The 16,654-nt window shown below is 67.9% G+C and carries 19 protein-coding genes; 8 read left to right on the top strand and 11 right to left on the bottom strand.

Going from position 1 to position 16,654, the window contains the following annotated elements:
- Positions 1-18: 18 nt before the first annotated feature.
- The gene (locus AOZ06_RS13525) at positions 19-981 is read right to left on the bottom strand and encodes a helix-turn-helix domain-containing protein (protein WP_054289703.1); all 963 of its coding nucleotides are present in this window, start codon (positions 979-981) and stop codon (positions 19-21) included.
- 53 nt (positions 982-1,034) lie between these two features.
- Between AOZ06_RS13525 and AOZ06_RS13520 the strand changes: the two genes are divergently transcribed.
- Positions 1,035-1,421 (top strand): cupin domain-containing protein, encoded by a 387-nt coding sequence (locus AOZ06_RS13520; RefSeq protein WP_054289702.1) that lies wholly within the window; start codon positions 1,035-1,037, stop codon positions 1,419-1,421.
- Between the two features lie 31 nt (positions 1,422-1,452).
- Positions 1,453-1,734, top strand: a complete 282-nt coding sequence (locus AOZ06_RS13515; protein ID WP_054289701.1) for an Lrp/AsnC ligand binding domain-containing protein — start codon at positions 1,453-1,455, stop codon at positions 1,732-1,734.
- Here AOZ06_RS13515 and qcrB (AOZ06_RS13510) read toward each other — a convergent pair.
- The 5 genes from qcrB (AOZ06_RS13510) to ctaE form a co-directional block, all read right to left on the bottom strand.
- Entirely contained in the window at positions 1,731-3,308 is a 1,578-nt protein-coding gene (qcrB, locus tag AOZ06_RS13510) for a cytochrome bc1 complex cytochrome b subunit (protein WP_054289700.1), read from the bottom strand. The two genes, AOZ06_RS13515 and qcrB (AOZ06_RS13510), sit on opposite strands and share 4 nt — an antisense overlap.
- A 149-nt stretch (positions 3,309-3,457) precedes the next feature.
- Positions 3,458-5,122 (bottom strand): cytochrome bc1 complex cytochrome b subunit, encoded by a 1,665-nt coding sequence (gene qcrB / locus AOZ06_RS13505; protein ID WP_054289699.1) that lies wholly within the window; start codon positions 5,120-5,122, stop codon positions 3,458-3,460.
- On the bottom strand, positions 5,119-6,258 hold the full coding sequence (gene qcrA, locus AOZ06_RS13500; RefSeq protein WP_054296625.1) for a cytochrome bc1 complex Rieske iron-sulfur subunit: 1,140 nt from the start codon (positions 6,256-6,258) through the stop codon (positions 5,119-5,121). The genes qcrB (AOZ06_RS13505) and qcrA overlap by 4 nt, the downstream gene beginning before the upstream one ends.
- A gap of 47 nt (positions 6,259-6,305) precedes the next feature.
- Positions 6,306-7,145, bottom strand: coding sequence for a cytochrome bc1 complex diheme cytochrome c subunit (gene qcrC, locus AOZ06_RS13495; RefSeq protein WP_054289698.1), 840 nt, complete (start codon positions 7,143-7,145; stop codon positions 6,306-6,308).
- 60 nt (positions 7,146-7,205) lie between these two features.
- Positions 7,206-7,835 (bottom strand): aa3-type cytochrome oxidase subunit III, encoded by a 630-nt coding sequence (gene ctaE / locus AOZ06_RS13490; protein WP_083471665.1) that lies wholly within the window; start codon positions 7,833-7,835, stop codon positions 7,206-7,208.
- Between the two features lie 128 nt (positions 7,836-7,963).
- Here ctaE and AOZ06_RS13485 point away from each other — a divergent pair, with 128 nt between their 5' ends.
- Both AOZ06_RS13485 and trpD read left to right on the top strand, forming a co-directional pair.
- Positions 7,964-8,374 (top strand): hypothetical protein, encoded by a 411-nt coding sequence (locus tag AOZ06_RS13485; RefSeq protein ID WP_054289696.1) that lies wholly within the window; start codon positions 7,964-7,966, stop codon positions 8,372-8,374.
- Between the two features lie 5 nt (positions 8,375-8,379).
- Positions 8,380-9,420 (top strand): anthranilate phosphoribosyltransferase, encoded by a 1,041-nt coding sequence (gene trpD / locus AOZ06_RS13480; RefSeq protein WP_054289695.1) that lies wholly within the window; start codon positions 8,380-8,382, stop codon positions 9,418-9,420.
- Positions 9,421-9,496: 76 nt separating this feature from the next.
- Here trpD and AOZ06_RS13475 read toward each other — a convergent pair whose 3' ends face one another.
- Together AOZ06_RS13475 and ctaC are read right to left on the bottom strand one after the other, a co-directional pair.
- Entirely contained in the window at positions 9,497-9,895 is a 399-nt protein-coding gene (locus AOZ06_RS13475) for a cytochrome c oxidase subunit 4 (RefSeq protein ID WP_054289694.1), read from the bottom strand.
- A gap of 19 nt (positions 9,896-9,914) precedes the next feature.
- Positions 9,915-10,847 (bottom strand): aa3-type cytochrome oxidase subunit II, encoded by a 933-nt coding sequence (gene ctaC, locus AOZ06_RS13470; protein ID WP_054289693.1) that lies wholly within the window; start codon positions 10,845-10,847, stop codon positions 9,915-9,917.
- Between the two features lie 162 nt (positions 10,848-11,009).
- On the opposite strand from ctaC, the gene asnB reads away from it, so the two are divergent.
- On the top strand, positions 11,010-12,935 hold the full coding sequence (gene asnB, locus AOZ06_RS13465; protein WP_054289692.1) for an asparagine synthase (glutamine-hydrolyzing): 1,926 nt from the start codon (positions 11,010-11,012) through the stop codon (positions 12,933-12,935).
- 9 nt (positions 12,936-12,944) lie between these two features.
- Complete coding sequence (locus tag AOZ06_RS13460) at positions 12,945-13,544, top strand: C39 family peptidase (protein ID WP_054289691.1); 600 nt, start codon at positions 12,945-12,947, stop codon at positions 13,542-13,544.
- A 3-nt stretch (positions 13,545-13,547) separates the two neighbouring features.
- Here AOZ06_RS13460 and AOZ06_RS13455 read toward each other — a convergent pair whose 3' ends face one another.
- Entirely contained in the window at positions 13,548-14,090 is a 543-nt protein-coding gene (locus tag AOZ06_RS13455) for an XdhC family protein (RefSeq protein ID WP_054289690.1), read from the bottom strand.
- The gene (locus AOZ06_RS13450; RefSeq protein WP_054289689.1) at positions 14,087-15,022 is read right to left on the bottom strand and encodes a carbohydrate kinase family protein; all 936 of its coding nucleotides are present in this window, start codon (positions 15,020-15,022) and stop codon (positions 14,087-14,089) included. Before AOZ06_RS13450 ends, AOZ06_RS13455 begins: the two co-directional genes overlap by 4 nt.
- 206 nt (positions 15,023-15,228) lie before the next feature.
- Here AOZ06_RS13450 and AOZ06_RS53845 point away from each other — a divergent pair, with 206 nt between their 5' ends.
- On the top strand, positions 15,229-15,402 hold the full coding sequence (locus tag AOZ06_RS53845) for a hypothetical protein (RefSeq protein WP_169798914.1): 174 nt from the start codon (positions 15,229-15,231) through the stop codon (positions 15,400-15,402).
- A gap of 67 nt (positions 15,403-15,469) precedes the next feature.
- On the opposite strand, the gene AOZ06_RS13440 is transcribed toward AOZ06_RS53845, so the two are convergent.
- On the bottom strand, positions 15,470-15,835 hold the full coding sequence (locus AOZ06_RS13440) for a HesB/IscA family protein (RefSeq protein WP_054289687.1): 366 nt from the start codon (positions 15,833-15,835) through the stop codon (positions 15,470-15,472).
- Between the two features lie 174 nt (positions 15,836-16,009).
- Here AOZ06_RS13440 and AOZ06_RS13435 point away from each other — a divergent pair, with 174 nt between their 5' ends.
- Positions 16,010-16,654 carry a DUF3043 domain-containing protein gene (locus AOZ06_RS13435; protein WP_054296624.1) on the top strand — a complete coding sequence of 215 codons (645 nt, stop codon included), beginning with the start codon at positions 16,010-16,012 and terminating at the stop codon, positions 16,652-16,654.

Below are 16,654 nucleotides of genomic sequence, written 5' to 3'. Positions count from 1 at the left end.
CAAACAGCACGCGCCCGGTCACACCGGTCCGAATCGGCGGCGATACGCCGACGGGCTCAGACCGGTGTGGCGACGCAGCTGGGCGCGCAGGTTCGCCGCCGTGCCGAAACCGCTTTCCCTGGCCACCGTTTCCAGACGCAGTTCACCACGCTCGATCAGCCGACAGGCCAAGGTGATCCGTTCCCCGGTCAACCACGCCAGCGGAGTCGTGCCCAGTTCAGTGCGGAACCGACGGTGCAGCGTCGCTTGACTGGCGGCTGCGCGGGACGCCAGGTCGGCCACGGTCAACGACTGCCCCAGCCTCGACCGCGCCCATTCCAGCACCGGAGCCAGTGAAGTGTCCGGCACGTCCGGGATCGGGCGTTCGACGAACTGGCGTTGCCCGCCGTCACGCCGGCCCGTGAACACCAGACGGCGGCTCACCGCGTTCGCCACCTCCGCGCCGTGGTCGCGGTGGATCAGGTGCAGACCCAGGTCCAGTGCCGCCGCGCTGCCCGCCGCCGTCAGGACGTCACCGTCGTCGACGAACAACACATCTGGTTCCAGGTGGACAGTCGGGTGGCGTTGAGCGAACTCGTCCGCCCACTGCCAATGCGTGGTCGCGCGGCGTCCATCCAGGACACCCGCGGCCGCGAGGCTGAACGTGCCGGTGCAGAAGCTGACCAGGCGGGCGCCTCGGTCCGCCGCGCGGGCGATCGCCGCGAGCACCGCGTTCCCCGGACCGTTCAGCGGGTCCGGGCGGTTCGGCACGATCACGGTGTCCGCTTCGTCGACCGCGTCCATTCCCGCCACTCCGGTCATCGTGAACATGCCGAGGTGCATCCGGATCCCGGGTTCCGGCGCGCACAACGCGAACGAGTACCACGGCCGGTCCAGTTCGGGCCTGCGCAGTCCGAACAGCTCGGTCGCCACGCCCAGCTCGAACGGGTTCGAGCCCTCGTCGACGATCACCGCCACCCGGTGCGAGGATTCTTGCGCCATATGCGATTCCTAGCACTCCCCTGCCCGGGACACCAGCGGTCAGGATCGACGCCATGAATCCGATCGACCTGAAGACCGCGCTCGAGAGCTTCGACGACGCGTGGAGCCCGCGGATCGTGGCCTACCTCAACGACTACGACATCCGGATCGCCAAGTTCGCCGGCGAGCACATCTGGCACGTGCACGAGAACACCGACGAGTTCTTCCTCGTCGTCGACGGCGAGATCGAGATCGGCCTGCGTGAACCGGCGGGCGAGCGCACCGTCACGCTCCAGCAGGGCCAGGTGTTCGTGGTGCCGCGTGGCACGTTCCACAAACCCTCGTCCAAGCTGGGCGCGTCGGTCCTGCTGGTCGAGCCGACCGGCACGCTGTCAGTCGGTGACCAGCACGACGAGGTGCCCGGCCACGTCGACGTCACGACGGGGCACGTGGCCGTCTAGGCTGGGTGGCATCGACCAGGGAGGACACGCCGTGATCAAGGCGATCGTGATGATCCAGGTGAATGCGGACTCGATCCCCGAGACCGCGCAGGCCATCGCCGACGTCGAGGGCGTCACCGAGGTGTACTCGTGCGCGGGTGACGTCGACCTGATCGCGATCATGGGTGTGGCCAGGCACGAGGACCTGGCCGAGTTGATCCCCGGCCGGATCAGCAAGATCCCCGGTGTGGTCGCGACCGACACGCACATCGCATTCCGGTCCTACTCCCGGCAGGACACCGAGGCCGCCTTCTCGATCGGCGCCGACGCCTAGTTCCGTTCCGACGAGCGGGCTCGCTCCAGTGCCTCGGTCTCCTCGACGGGGTCCGGGCTGAGCAGCGTGCCCGCGACCGGGCGCCCCGCCGAGCCGAGCTTGTTCATCTTCTTCGGCACAGCTGTGCCTTGGTAGACCAGCGGGCGGTCGGCGAGCGGCTGGTGCAGTTCGATGAACTCACCGTGCGGCAGGCGCTTGATGACGCCGGTCTCCACACCGTGCGCCAGCACTTCGCGGTCCGCGTGCTGCAGGCCGAGGCAGATGCGGTACGTGATGAAGTACGCCAGCGGCGGCAGCACCAGCAGCCCGATCCGGCCCATCCACGTCGTCGCGTTCAGCGAGATGTCGAACTTCTCCGCGACCACGTCGTTGGCCGCCGACAACAGCAACACCATGAAGTACGTGATCGCCATGGCGCCCAACGAGGTGCGGACCGGCACGTCACGCGGGCGCTGCAGCAGGTTGTGGTGCGCGTAGTCCTTCGTGAACTTCCGTTCGATCCACGGGTACACCGCCGCCAGCCCGGTCAGCAACGGCAGCCCCAGCATGAACGGGAAGAACGCCGCCGGGATCGTGTAGTCCCAGAACGAGATCTCCCACGCGGGCCAGAGCCGCAGCAGGCCGTCCGTCCAGCCCATGTACCAGTCCGGCACGGTGCCCGCCGAGACGTGTGCCGGGTTGAACGGGCCGAAGTTCCAGATCGGGTTGATCTGGAAGAGGCCACCCAGCAACGCGATCACCCCGACGACGATCGCGAAGAACCCACCGCCCTTGAGCGAGAAGTACGGCATGATCCGCACACCGACCACATTGGATTCCTTGCGGAGCTTGCCGGGGAACTGCGTGTGCTTCTGGTACCAGACCAGGCCGACGTGCACCGCCACCAGCGCCAGGATGATGCCGGGGATGAGCAGGATGTGCGCGGTGTAGATGAACGGGATGAACTCCTCGCCGGGGAACTCGCCGCGGAACAGCAGCCAGTTCACCCAGGTCCCGATCACCGGGATGGACATGATCAACCCCGACGTGACCCGCATCCCCGCGCCGGAGAGCAGGTCGTCCGGCAGCGAGTAGCCGGTCAGGCCCTCGATCGTGCCGATCAGGAAGAGCACGATGCCGATCACCCAGTTGGCCTCACGCGGACGACGGAACGCGCCCGTGAAGAACACCCGGAACATGTGCAGCACGATCGCGGCCATGAACAACAGCGCCGCCCAGTGGTGCACCTGACGGACGAACAAACCGCCACGCACCTCGAACGACAGGTTCAACGCGGATTCGTAGGCCCGCGACATCTCCACGCCGCGCAGGGCCGTGAACGACCCCTGGTACTCCACGTGCTGCATCGACGGGTCGAAGAACAGCGCGAGGTAAGTACCGGACAACAGCAGCACGATGAAGCTGTACAGCGCGATCTCACCGAGCAGGAACGACCAGTGCGTCGGGAACACCTTGTTGAACTGACGCCGTAACCCGCCGGCCGCGTGCAGCCGGTCGTCGGCCCAGTTGCCAGCCGCCGCCGCTGCCCTGGCAGCCGGGTTCGAGCCCTTGGTCGGTGTCGTCAGCCCACTCATGGCGCCTCCCCAGGCATCGCCTGACCACCATTGTGTGGGCGCCGGACACCCGGACCATAGGGACCTAGGTCCCGTACAGGACAGGACCCCCTCCCGGAACAAGTGTCCGAAAGGGGGTCCTGTGCGACTGTCAGACCGGGTCAACCACCTCAGTGACCGGCTGGACCGCCACCACCTGGAGCGTGGCCGTTGGTGCCGTGGCCGTTGGTGCTGTGCCCGTTGTGCTGGGCGGAACGGGCCGCTTCCAGCGCGACGGTCTCCTCGACCGGGTCCGGACTGAGCAGTGTTCCCTTGACCGGGCGTCCCGCCGAGCCGAGTTTGTTCATCTTCTTCGGTACAGCGGCACCCTGGTACGCCAGCGGGATCGGGTGGCCGTGGTCGTCCACCGGGCCCAGCGGCTGGTGCAGCTCGATGAACTCACCGTGCGGCAGGCGCTTGATGATGCCGGTCTCCACACCGTGCGCCAGCACCTCGCGGTCCGCGTGCTGCAGGCCGAGGCAGATGCGGTACGTGATGAAGTACGCCAGCGGCGGCAGCACCAGCAGCCCGATCCGGCCCATCCACGTCGTCGCGTTCAGCGAGATGTCGAACTTCTCCGCCAGGACGTCGTTCGCGGCCGACAGCAGCGAGACCATGAAGTACGTGATGGCCATGGCACCCAGCGAGGTGCGGACCGGCACGTCACGCGGGCGCTGCAGCAGGTTGTGGTGCGCGTAGTCCTTCGTGAACTTCTTCTCGATCCACGGGTAGACCGCCGCGATACCGGTCAGCAACGGCAGACCCAGCATGAACGGGAAGAACGCCGCCGGGATCATGTAGTCCCCGAGGTAGACCTCCCACGCGGGCCACAGCCGGATCAGGCCGTCCGTCCAGCCCATGTACCAGTCCGGCACGGTGCCCGCCGAGATGTGCGCCGCGTTGAAGGGGCCGAAGTTCCAGATCGGGTTGATCTGGAAGAGGCCACCCAGCAACGCGATCACCCCGACGACGATCGCGAAGAACCCACCGCCCTTGAGCGAGAAGTACGGCATGATCCGCACACCGACGACGTTGGTCTCCTTGCGCAGCACGCCGGGGAACTGGGTGTGCTTCTGGTACCAGACCAGGCCGAGGTGCACCGAGACCAGCGCGAGCAGGATGCCGGGCACCAGCAGGATGTGCGCGGTGTACAGCATCGGGATGACTTCCTCGCCCGGGAACTCGCCGCGGAACAGCAGCCAGTTGACCCAGGTGCCGATCACCGGCAGCGAGAGAATCAGACCCGACATGATCCGCAGGCCGGCGCCGGAGAGCAGGTCGTCCGGCAGCGAGTAACCCGCGAAGCCCTCGATCGCGCCCAGCATGAACAGCAGGATGCCGATCACCCAGTTGGCCTCACGCGGACGACGGAACGCGCCCGTGAAGAACACCCGGAACATGTGCAGCACGATCGCGGCCATGAACAACAGCGCCGCCCAGTGGTGCACCTGACGGACGAACAAACCGCCACGCACCTCGAACGACAGGTTCAACGCCGTCTCGTAGGCCCGCGACATCTCCAGGCCACGCAGGTTGACGAACGCGCCCTGGTACTCCACGTGCTGCATCGACGGGTCGAAGAACAGCGCGAGGTAAGTACCGGACAACAGCAGCACGATGAAGCTGTACAGCGCGACTTCGCCGAGCAGGAACGACCAGTGCGTCGGGAAGACCTTGTTCAGCTGTTTGCGCAGGCCACCAGCCGCGTGCAGCCGGTCGTCGGCCCAGTTGCCAGCCGCCGCGGCGATCTTGGCCGCGGGGTTGGCCTGTTTGGTTGGCGTCGTGAGTCCGCTCATGACTTCCGCTCCCAGAAGGCCGGTCCTACCGCCTCGTTGAAGTCCGACCTGGCATAAAGGTAACCCGTCTCAGTGTCGACCTGAATGGGCAACTGTGCCAGCTTGCGAGTGGCCGGGCCGAAAATCGGCTTGGCGTACTGCAAGGCGTCGAACTGCGACTGGTGGCACGGGCACAGGATCCGGTTGGTCCGCTGCTCGTACAGGGAGGTCGGGCAGCCGAGGTGGCTGCAGATCTTCGTGTACGCGTAGAAGTCGCCGAAGTTGTAGTCTTCCTGGCCCTGGTGCTTGATCACGCGCTTGGCGTCCTCCGGGCGCAAGCGGATGAGCATGACCGGGTTGTCCGACCGGCGCAGCGCCTCGAACAGCTCGTGCTCGTCGACCCGCTCGGTACCGGCGAGCATGCCCTCCATCTTGGCGTAGTCCACGCCGCCGGACGAGTTCTTCGGAGCGTGGAACGGGAACACCGTCTCCATCGCGCCCGCGTCCAGGTCCTCCGGCTTGACCAGCTCGATCACGTGCGGGTCGCCGGTGTCGCGGCGCAGGAACACGCGCTCGCCGTCCTCGGCCAGCCAGCCGGTGTGCCACAGGCCGTTCTTGTTCGTCGAGTCCTTGTGCGGGTTGTGGATCAGGCTGCCCAGCGGCAACGCGGCCGTGGCCAGGCCGAACGCGCCCGCGCCGAACAGCGCCGAGCGCTTGATGATCGACCGGCGGGCGATGGTGCTGCGGTCGCCCGCGTCGGCCAGGTGCGCCACGAAGGTCTGCCGGTCGATCTCGGCCGACGGCCCGTCGTGCCGCTGCTGGACCGCCACCTCGTGGGGCAGGAACTTCTTGGCGTACATGACCACGCCGACACCGACGCCGAGGATCGACAGACCCAGGGTCAGGCCGAGCAGCGGGGTGTAGAGCAGGTACAGCCAGTGCTGGTCGCTCGTGGCCGGGACGTACTCCCACGGCCACCACAGGAACACGCCGATGAACGCCAGCCCGGACAGCCCGGCCAGGGTGAACCAGGCGGCGACGGCGCGCTCGGCGCGCTTCTCCGCCTTGGTCCCCTTGACCGGCCACGGGTCGGTGTACTCGACGAGCTCGACCTCGTCGAGCTTGCCGCCCAGCTTGAGCAGCTGGTCGCGGTCCATCTCGGCGAGCTCGGCCTCGGTCGGCAGGCCTTCTTTGTTCTGCTCGCTCACGACTTGGCTCCGATCCACAACGTGATGCCAATCAGCGCCGCCATGCCCACGATGAACGCGATCAGACCCTCGGACTGCGGTCCGAGCCCGCCCAGGGGCGCACCACCTGGGTTGTTGTTCCCGTCGGTCACCGACTTGACGTACGCGATGATGTCTTTCTTCTCGTCCGGCGACAGCTGGCGGTCGGAGAACTTCGGCATGTTCTGCGGGCCGGACACCATCGCCGCGTACAACTGCTCCTCAGTCGCCGGGTCGAGCTCCGGAGCGAACTTGCCGGAGGACAACGCGCCACCGCGACCGGTGAAGTTGTGGCAGGAGGCGCAGTTCATCCGGAACAGTTCGCCACCGCGCGCCGGGTTGTCCCCGCGCAGCTTCTCGCCCTTCTCCTCGGGCAGCTTGGGGCCGCCCGCGCCCTTGGACTCGATGTACGCGATCACCGCGTCGATCTCTTCCGGGGTGAGCTTCGGTGGCTTGCGCTCGGCCTGCGAGGTCTGCGCGGCCATCGGCATCCGGCCGGTCGAGGTCTGGAAGTACACGGCTGCCTCACCGATGCCGATCAGGCTGGGGCCGCGGTCCTTCACACCCTGCGCGCCCTCGCCGTGGCACGTGATGCAGGTGTTGTTGTAGATCTGCTCGCCCTTGCGGATCAACGCCGGGTCCTGCGAAGCGTTGGCTGTCTGCGGCTCCGGGGCGATCGCGCTGTACAACGCGCCGACACCGATCAAAGCCACGAACAACGCGAGCAGTCCGGAGATCCGCCGGCGCCGCTTGGAGGAGCGGGCTTGTTTGCGCGCCGCCTTGCTCTCCCCGGCGGCTTCCGCCTTCTTACTCGTCATGGTGATGGGCAACCTTGCTGGAGTCAGTTCGGGTTTCGGTTATCCGGTGTGGCGACCGTGTCAGGGAACGATGTAGATGACAGCGAACAAGCCGATCCACACGATGTCGACGAAGTGCCAGTAGTACGAGACCACGATCGCGGCGGTGGCCTGCGCCGGCGTGAACTTGCTCATCCGGGTGCGGATCAGCAGGTACACGAAGGCGATCAGACCGCCGATCACGTGCAGTCCGTGGAAGCCGGTGGTCAGGTAGAAGACCGTGCCGAACCCGCCGGAGGGGATGGTGACGCCCTCGTGGATCAGGTTCACGTACTCGATGCCCTGGCCCGCGACGAAGATCGCGCCCATCACGAGGGTGAGGGTGTACCAGCGCCGCAGCCCGAACACGTCGCCCTTCTCGGCGGCGAACACACCGAGCTGGCAGGTGACCGACGAGAGGATCAGGATCACCGTGAACGGCGTCGCGAACAGCACGTTCAGGTGGATCGGATCGCCGCCCGGGGTGAGCGGTGGCGGCCAGTGACCCGTGGAGTTCTGTGCCTTCACCGTGAAGAACATGGCGAACAACCCGGCGAAGAACATCAGCTCACTGGACAGCCACACGATGGTGCCCACACTGACCATGTTCGGCCGGTTCAGCGAGTGCACACGCTGGCTGATCGAAGGCGCTGCTGTTGTCACGCGACGCATTATGGCTTGCGGATATTCACCTCGCCCGGTCGGGTACCGGTTGGGCCGTGGGGCGTGTCGCGGTGCGCTGGCGATAGCATCTACGGGTCGTGAACAGGACTGGTGAGTAGCCGGAGGGCGCTGAAGATATGAGCACGCAGCCGTTGACGATCCTTGTCTTCAGCCACCGCCCCGAGGTGCGCGAGAGCATCATCACAGCAGTCGGCCGCCGACCGGCCGCCGACATCGGCAGGGTGACGTTCGTCGAGGCCGAGACGGTCGCCGACGTGATCTACCACATGGACGAGGGCGACTGTGACCTCGCGATCCTCGACGGCGAGGCCCAGCCGACCGGCGGCATGGGCCTGTGCCGCCAGCTCAAGAACGAGATCGACGACTGTCCCCCGATCGTGATCGCGGTACGCCGGAAGGACGATCGCTGGCTGGCCACCTGGTCCCAGGCCGACGCCGTGCTCGTGCACCCGCTCGACCCGCTGACCGCGGCGGAGACGGTCGCGGACGTGCTGCGCACGCACAAGTTGCCAGTCGTCCGGGGCTGACCCGGATGCGGCGCGATACCTGGCCTGCGCTGCTCAACCACCTGGTCGACGGCGGCGACCTGACCGCCGCCGACACCGCGTGGGCGATGAACGAGATCATGTCCGGCAACGCCACGAACGCGCAGATCGCGGGGTTCGCGGTGGGCCTGCGCGGCAAGGGCGAGACGCCCGGGGAGATCGCCGGGATGGCGGCGGGGATGCTCGAGCACGCCACGCGCGTGCCGCTGACCAGCCGCGCGGTCGACGTGGTCGGCACGGGCGGCGACCGGTCCGGCAGCGTGAACATCTCCACGATGAGCGCGATCGTGACGGCGGCGGCCGGGGTGCCGGTGGTCAAGCACGGCAACCGGTCCGCGTCGTCCAAGGCGGGTACCGCTGACGTGCTGGAACTGCTGGGGATCGCGATCGGGCTCGGGCCGGACGGGGTCACGCGGTGCGTGGACGAGCTGGGCATCGGTTTCTGCTTCGCGCCGGTGTACCACCCGGCGTTGCGGCACGCCGGTCCTGTCCGCAGTGAGCTGGGCATTCCCACGGCTTTCAACGTTCTGGGACCGTTGACGAACCCGGCGCAGCCCGCGGCGGGGCTGATCGGGTGTGCTTTCGAGCGGCTGGCGCCCGTGATGGCCGAGGTGTTCGCGCTCCGGGGCGCGTCGGTGCTGCTCGTGCGGGGTGACGACGGCCTCGACGAGATCACCACGTGTGCCACGACCACGGCGCGGGTGGTCGAAGGCGGCCAGGTGCGGACCGAACGTATCGATCCGGCTACATTTGACGTCCCGTTGGCTATCCCCGCAGATCTGCGTGGCGGCGACGCTGTGCACAACGCCGATGTGGTTCGTCGCGTGCTCGGCGGCGAACAGGGCCACGTGCGGGACGCCGTGCTGCTGAACGCCGCCGGCGCTGTGGCCGCGTACAGGGGGTTCACGGCCGATCTGACGGCCGATCTCAGCGCCGGGATGGGTCAGGTCGCCGAGGCGGTCGATTCAGGCGCAGCGACCGCCCTGCTGGACCGTTGGGCCACGCTGTCGAGCTCGCTCGCCAAGTAGCGGGCGCTTCGGCGACACCGACCACGCGAAGGGGCCTCCCGCCGAAGCGGGAGGCCCCTTCGCCGAGTTCTGCTGCTCAGTCCTTGTCGGGCTGGGTGTGGTACTCGAACACCAGGCCGCCGACGGTCAGCAGGATCAGCACGATCCCGATGACCAGCAGCCAGATGTGGAAGAACGCCAACGCGAACCCGGTCAGCGCGGCCGACGCGGCGACGCCCACCGGCCAGTAGCTGCCCGGGCTGAAGAAGCCCAGTTCACCCGCGCCGTCGCTGACCTCGGCGTCCGGGTTGTCCTCGGGGCGCTGCTCGACGCGGCGGGCCACGAAGCTGAAGTAGCTGCCGACGATCAGCGACAGGCCACCGGTCAGCGTCAGCCCGACGATGCCGACCACTTCCTTGGCCCAGAGGCCGTAGAGGATCGCCGCCGCGAAGAAGAACGACGTGCAGATGTGGAAGATCTTGGCTTCGACCTTCATTGGTTCTCTCCCCTGCCCCTCAGCCCGAAGCCGTCCGCGCGGTGCGGTCGGTGTTGGGTGGAGACGTGGTCGTCGCGTACGGAGCACACAACTGGCCGCAGTTCATCTGGGTCAGCGCCTCCGAGGTGCTGTACGCCACCCCCGTGCTCGGGTTGACCTGGCCGCGCAGCCGCAGGAACTGGTCGAACTGCTCGCCCGGCAGTGCGCGGACCTCGAAGTTCATGAAGGCGTGGTAGGAGCCGCACAGCTCGGCACACCGGCCGACGAACGAACCGGGACGGGCGATCTTGTTCTGGAACGTGTTGTCCTGGTTGTTCTTCTCCGGGTACGGGAAGACGTCCCGCTTGAAGTGCATCTCCGGCACGTAGAACGAGTGGATCACGTCCCGCGACCGCAGCTGGTACTCGATCGTGCGCCCGGCGGGCAGGACCAGCAGCGGGATCTCCCTGCTGCTGCCGACCGTGTGGATCTCGCCGCCACCCGGCGCCGTCGGCTTGCTGCCGCCGACCTCCTTGTAGCTGAAGTCCCAGTTCCACTGGAAGGCGAGCGCCTCGACCTTCACGTCCGGCTTGTCGGTCTCGGCCAGCACCTTGTTCTCGGTGCTCGCGGTGAACACGAACAGCACGACGACGATGATGACCGGCACGCCCGTGTAGATCAGCTCGAGCGCGTTGTTGTACTGGGTCTGCCGGGGCAGCTTGTCCGACTTCTTGCGGTGGAACGCGACCGGCCACAGGATCAGCACCCACGTGATCACACCGACCACGAGTGAGGCGATCACCGATCCGGTCCACAGCCTGCGCATGTCGTCGGCCTGCTCGGTGACACCGACGGGCCAGCCGAACCGCAGCACCTCGTCGGTCGAGCAGCCGGTCACCGCGAACGCGACCAGGCCGACCAGTCCGATGACCTTGGCCAGCCTGCGCTTGCGCGAGCGCTCCTCTTGGCTCACCGTTCGCTCTCCTCCTTGCCGCGACTTGCAGCGAATGCTCCTGCGGGAGCGTAGCTCAGCGACATATGTGACGCGGATCAGGGGCCGGGGCGCGTCGCCCACGTTGCGTGTGCGGGCATACTGGCCCTTCCAACACCACTCGAATGGAAGGTTCTCAAGAGAGTGTGCGGTCTGCTTGGCCTGGTCTGCCCTTCCGAACTCGACGCCGACGCGGCCCGCGCCGCGGTCGACGCCGCGCTGCGCTGTCAGCGGCACCGCGGCCCCGACGAGAGCGGCACCTGGGCCGACCGCGGGGTCGTCTTCGGGTTCAACCGGTTGTCGATCGTCGACATCGCGCACTCGCACCAGCCGCTGCACTGGGGCCCGGTGGACGCGCCGAACCGGTACACCATCCTGTTCAACGGCGAGGTGTACAACTACCTCGAGCTGCGCGCGGACCTCAAGCGCGAGTTCAACCTGAAGTTCGCCACGGACGGCGAGGCCGAGGCGATGGTGGCCGCGTACCACTTCTACGGCGCCGAGGTGGTCAAGCGCTTCCGCGGGATGTTCGCGTTCCTGATCTGGGACTCGTACAAGGGCGAGCTGTTCGGCGCGCGTGACCCGTTCGGCATCAAGCCGCTGTTCTACGCCTCCGGCCCCGGCGGGATGGCGTTCGCCAGCGAGAAGAAGAGCCTGCTGGCCCTCGGCCGCGCGCTGGGCATGTCGCCGCGGATCGACAAGACCGCGTTGCAGCACTACGTCGTGCTGCAGTACGTGCCGGAGCCGGAGACCATGCACGACTCGGTCCGGCGCATCGAGTCCGGCACGTCGTTCACGGTCACGCCGGACGGCACGATGACCACCCACCGGTACTTCGACCCGGTGTTCCGGCCGTTGTCGGTGAGCCAGTACGAGTCGGGCCGCCTGCACTCCGACATCGCCGCCGTGATGCGCGACTCGGTCGCCAAGCACATGCGCGCGGACGTGACGGTCGGCTCGTTCCTGTCCGGCGGTATCGACTCCACGGCGATCGCGGCGCTGGCCAAGCAGCACAACCCGGACCTGATCACGTTCACGACCGGGTTCGAGCGGCAGGGCTACTCCGAGGTGGACGTCGCGGCCGAGTCCGCGGCGGCGATCGGCGTGAAGCACGTGGTCCGCACGGTGTCGGCGCAGGAAGTGATGGAGTACCTGCCGCTGATCGTGTGGTACCTGGACGACCCGGTGGCCGACCCGGCGCTGGTCCCGTTGTGGTTCATCGCCCGCGAGGCCAGGCAGTACGTGAAGGTCGTGCTCTCGGGTGAGGGCGCGGACGAGCTGTTCGGCGGGTACACCATCTACCGCGAGCCGATCTCGCTGGCGGCGTTCGAGAAGGTGCCGGGCGCGCTGCGCAAGGCGATGGGCAACCTGTCGACGAAGATGCCGGAGGGCAAGCGCGGCAAGGACTTCCTGCGCCGCGGCGCGCTGTCGCTGGAAGAGCGCTACTACGGCAACGCCCGGATCTTCCGCGACGACCAGATCCGGCGTGTGCTGCGGACGTTCAACCCGGCGATCGGCCACATGGACGTGACGGCGCCGCACTACCGCGCCTCGCGCGACTGGGACCCGGTGACCCGGATGCAGCACGTGGACCTGTTCACGTGGCTGCGCGGCGACATCCTGGTCAAGGCCGACAAGGTCACCATGGCGAACTCGCTGGAGCTGCGTGTGCCGTTCCTGGACACCGAGGTGTTCAAGGTCGCGTCCCGCATCCCGCTCGAGGAGAAGATCACCAAGGAGACCACGAAGTACGCGCTGCGTGCCGCGATGCGCGACATCGTGCCCGCGCACGTGCTCAACCGCCGCAAGCTGGGTTTCCCGGTGCCGGTGCGGCACTGGCTGCGCGAGGAGCTCTACGAGTGGGCCGCGGGCGTGATCCGCGACTCGGCGACCGACCCGTTCCTGGACAAGGCCGCCATCCTGGAGATGCTCGAGGAGCACCGCCGCAACGAGATCGACCACAGCCGCCGGTTGTGGGCGCTGCTGGTGTTCATGATCTGGTACGGCATCTTCGTGGAGGGCCGGATCCGGCCCCAGATCCCCGAGCCGCACTACCCCGTCCGGCTCTGAGGCCGGCCTGTGCGGGTCCCCTACTTCGCGCAGTGGGAGTCGCCGGACCTCGTCCCGGCGCTGCTGGCCGGGACGGTCACGGCGGCGCAGGATCCGGCGTGGGCCGAGTCCGGGGCGGCGACCCGCGAGGAGTACGACTTCTGGTCGTGGCGGCTGTGCGGGATCGCCTGCCTGCGGATGGTCCTGACCTACCGGGACGGCACCGCGCCCGCGGCGATGGCGCTCAAGGACGACTGTCTGGCAGCGGGTGCGTACGTCGTCGACGGTGACCGCGTGCACGGCCTGATCTACGCGCCGTTCGTGCGGTACCTGGCGGCGGAGTGGGACCTCCAGGCCACGGTCGAGCCGTCGTTGAGCCTGGCGGACGTCGCCGGGCACGTGGCGGCCGACCGGCCGGTGATGATCTCGGTGCACCACTCGGTGCGGCGGCCGGGCAGCGCGCCGGGCGGCACGGGCGGCCACTTGGTGCTCGCGGTCGGCCAGTGGCCGGACGGGCTCGTGATCCACAACCCGTCCGGGCTGCCCGGCGAGTCCCAGGAGTACGCCCGGGTCCCGTTCGACCTGCTGGAAGGCTATTTCGCCGGCCGGGGAATGGTGCTGCGGCCGTAGCGTTCAGAACTCGAAGCCGCCGGGACGGCCGTTGCGGTCGGCGACCAGGCCCGCGATCGTCGCGATCGCGATCTCCGGCGGTGTGCGCGACCCGATGTCGAGGCCGACCGGGCGGTGGACCCGCGCGATCTGCTCGTCGGGCACGCCCAGCGCCTTGAGGGCTGCGACGTGCGGGCCTTCGTGGCGGGGGTTGCCCATCACGCCGACCCACCTGACCGGGTACGCCAGCACGTCCCGCAGCACTGTGCCCAGCTCTTCGTGGCGGGGGTTGCCCATCACGCCGACCCACCTGACCGGGTACGCCAGCACGTCCCGCAGCACTGTGCCCAGCTCTTCGCGGTGGTGGTCGGTCACCACGACGTCGTAGGCGCCGTCCAGTTCCGGGAGCGTCCCGGACGGCTCGTAGACGACAGCGGAGTACCCCAGATCCCGCGCATAGCGCACGAGATGCCGCACCACCGGTGTGTCGAACACCGCGACCAGGCCGCGGTGCTCGACTTCCGGCACGGCTTCGCCGTGCGCCACGTCGCAGGACGGGTCTGTCATGACGGCAGGATCGCCGCGATGTCCTGTGCTGCTTCCGGCCCGTAGGCGCCGCTGATGCGCGTCACGGCCTCGGTCGCGTCGAAGGTCCACTCCTGCGGGCCCATCGTCTCCAGGACGAGCACAGCGATGTAGGAACCCAGCTGCGCGGCCCGTTCGAGGTCCAGTCCGTGCGACAGGCCCGCGAGGAAACCGGCGCGGAACGCGTCGCCGACACCGGTCGGGTCGGCCTTGGACAGCTCGGGCACGGCGGTCACGTGCACGACCGGGCCCTTGCGGTCGATGATCTCCGCGCCCTTCTCACCGAGCGTGGTGATCCGCATGCCGACCTGCTCGAGCACCTCGGCCTCGGTCCAGCCGGTCTTCTTGAGCAGCAACTCCCACTCGTAGTCGTTGCTGAACAGGTACTTGGCGCCGACGACGAACTCGCGGACCTGCTCGCCGTTCATCCTGGCCAGCTGCTGCGAGGGGTCGACGGCGAAGGTGTAGCCGCGCTGGCGGCACTCCTGCGCGTGCCTGATCATCGCCTCGGGGTCGTCCGGGCTGATCATCACCAGTTCCAGCTCGCCGACCTGGTCGACGATCGGCTTGAGCTCGATCTGCCGGGACTCGGCCATCGCACCGGCGTAGAACGAGGCGATCTGGCACATGTCCTCGTCGGTCGTGCAGACGAACCGCGCGGTCTGCGCGGACTCGGAGATGTGCACCCCGCGGCAGTCGACGCCGTGCCGCTCCAGCCAGGAGCGGTAGTCGTCGAAGTCCCTGCCCGCGGCGCCGACCAGCACCGGGTTGCAGCCGAGCACACCCATCCCGAACGCGATGTTCGCGCCGATGCCGCCGCGGCGGACCTGGAGGTCGTCAACGAGGAAGCTGAGCGAGAGCCGGTGGATCTGTTCCGGCAGCACCTGCTCGGCGAAGCGTCCCGGGAAGTGCATCAGATGATCGCTTGCGATGCTTCCGGATACGGCTACGGGCACTTGAGCCCTCCTGTCTCATGCGGGCGACAACGTCCGGCAGACAGTGTCCCGCCTCGGCAGGACACCGGACACCGCCACCCGTGCGGGTGGTTCACCGGCTGCCTTTCCACACTACCGAGCGGTAAGCATGGGAAGTTCGAATTCCCGTCAATAACGTGAGGTCCGTGAACATCACCGAGGCCGATTCGATCGACGAACTGATCGCCGACTGCGCCGACATCCCGCCGTCCGTCCGCCAGTCCTCGTCACCGGACTGCCCCGCGCAGCGGCTCGCGCCCGCGTGGGAGGTCACCGAGGGCTGCCACGCGCAGGTCAGGGACCTCGACGAGTACGTCTGACAGCACGCGAAGGGCCGCTGCCGTGATCGGCAGCGGCCCTTTCGGCGCACGAGTGCTCAGTACGGGCTCAGTGGAACGAGTCGCCGCAGGCGCACGAGCCGGTGGCGTTCGGGTTCTCGATCGTGAAGCCCTGCTTCTCGATGGTGTCCACGAAGTCGATGACGGCACCCTCGACGTACGGCGCGCTCATCCGGTCGACAGCCACCTTCAGGCCGCCGAAGTCGCGGTAGAGGTCGCCGTCGAGCGAGCGCTCGTCGAAGAACAGCTGGTAGCGCAGACCGGCGCAGCCCCCTGGCTGGACGGCGATCCGCAGGTGCATGTCGTCGCGACCTTCCTGCTCGAGCAGTGCCTTGGCCTTGCTCGCGGCGTTCTCGGACAACGTCACGCCGTGCGTGGTCGCCGCTTCGGTCGTGTTCTCCTGCGCGGTGGTCATGACACTCCCTTGAAGATCCGACTACAGCGGTGCGAACACATCGCCGTGGTGTCTTATTCCATGGTGACACACGCACGGGGGCGATCGTGATGACGCGTGGATCTCACAGCACTATCGCATAACGTGGCGTATCCGCTGCACCAGGCGTTCCGGGCTTGTCATAACCTAGTGGACGTGAGGTTCCTGCGCCGCAGTTCAGATGACAAGGCCGACACCGCCGCTGCCGAGGAGACAGAGGTCGCTGTCGAGGAGCCCGGCAGCCGCGCGTACACGGCGGGCAAGGGCAAGCCGACGCCGAAGCGCCGCGACGCGGAGGCCCGCAGGCGTGGCCCGGTCGCGCCCGCCCCGCAGACCACGCGCGAGGCCATGCGCCGCGCGAAGCAGACCCGGCCGTCCAAGCAGGAGCGCCGTGCCGCCACCGCGGAGCGCCGCGAGCGGATGATGGCGGGCGAGGACAAGTACCTGATGCCGCGCGACCGCGGCCCGGTCAAGGCGTACGTGCGTGACCTGGTGGACACGCGGCGCAACCTGCTCGGCCTGTTCATGCCGCTGGCGATTGTGGTGTTCGTCGCTTTGCTGCTGCCGAACCCCGTCGTGCAGAACTACGCGACGCTGCTGTGCCTGGCGATGCTGGTGATGATGATCTTCGAGGGCATCGTCAACGGCCGCAGGGTGACCAGGCTGGTCAGGGAGAGGTTCCCCAAGGAGACGGTCAAGGGCGGCTCGATCGGCTGGTACGCGTTCGTGCGGGCGAGCCAGATCCGCAAGCTGCGCGTGCCCAAGCCGCGACTGCGCCCGGGTGACACCATCCCCACCTGA

It is taken from the genome of Kibdelosporangium phytohabitans, from assembly GCF_001302585.1.
Lineage (GTDB): Bacteria > Actinomycetota > Actinomycetes > Mycobacteriales > Pseudonocardiaceae > Kibdelosporangium > Kibdelosporangium phytohabitans.
This window is presented reverse-complemented; position numbering and strand designations above follow the sequence as displayed.

What these genes read in the sequence shown, in the direction of transcription:
- qcrC (WP_054289698.1), bottom strand. Translation starts at nt 7,145, where the DNA reads ATGACGAGTAAGAAGGCGGAAGCCGCCGGGGAGAGCAAGGCGGCGCGC.
- AOZ06_RS13485 (WP_054289696.1), top strand. Translation starts at nt 7,964, where the DNA reads ATGAGCACGCAGCCGTTGACGATCCTTGTCTTCAGCCACCGCCCCGAG.
- qcrB (WP_054289700.1), bottom strand. Translation starts at nt 3,308, where the DNA reads ATGAGTGGGCTGACGACACCGACCAAGGGCTCGAACCCGGCTGCCAGG.
- AOZ06_RS13525 (WP_054289703.1), bottom strand. Translation starts at nt 981, where the DNA reads ATGGCGCAAGAATCCTCGCACCGGGTGGCGGTGATCGTCGACGAGGGC.
- AOZ06_RS13455 (WP_054289690.1), bottom strand. Translation starts at nt 14,090, where the DNA reads ATGACAGACCCGTCCTGCGACGTGGCGCACGGCGAAGCCGTGCCGGAA.
- trpD (WP_054289695.1), top strand. Translation starts at nt 8,380, where the DNA reads ATGCGGCGCGATACCTGGCCTGCGCTGCTCAACCACCTGGTCGACGGC.
- ctaE (WP_083471665.1), bottom strand. Translation starts at nt 7,835, where the DNA reads ATGCGTCGCGTGACAACAGCAGCGCCTTCGATCAGCCAGCGTGTGCAC.
- AOZ06_RS13475 (WP_054289694.1), bottom strand. Translation starts at nt 9,895, where the DNA reads ATGAAGGTCGAAGCCAAGATCTTCCACATCTGCACGTCGTTCTTCTTC.
- AOZ06_RS13450 (WP_054289689.1), bottom strand. Translation starts at nt 15,022, where the DNA reads ATGCACTTCCCGGGACGCTTCGCCGAGCAGGTGCTGCCGGAACAGATC.
- qcrA (WP_054296625.1), bottom strand. Translation starts at nt 6,258, where the DNA reads ATGGACCGCGACCAGCTGCTCAAGCTGGGCGGCAAGCTCGACGAGGTC.
- AOZ06_RS13520 (WP_054289702.1), top strand. Translation starts at nt 1,035, where the DNA reads ATGAATCCGATCGACCTGAAGACCGCGCTCGAGAGCTTCGACGACGCG.
- qcrB (WP_054289699.1), bottom strand. Translation starts at nt 5,122, where the DNA reads ATGAGCGGACTCACGACGCCAACCAAACAGGCCAACCCCGCGGCCAAG.
- AOZ06_RS13440 (WP_054289687.1), bottom strand. Translation starts at nt 15,835, where the DNA reads ATGACCACCGCGCAGGAGAACACGACCGAAGCGGCGACCACGCACGGC.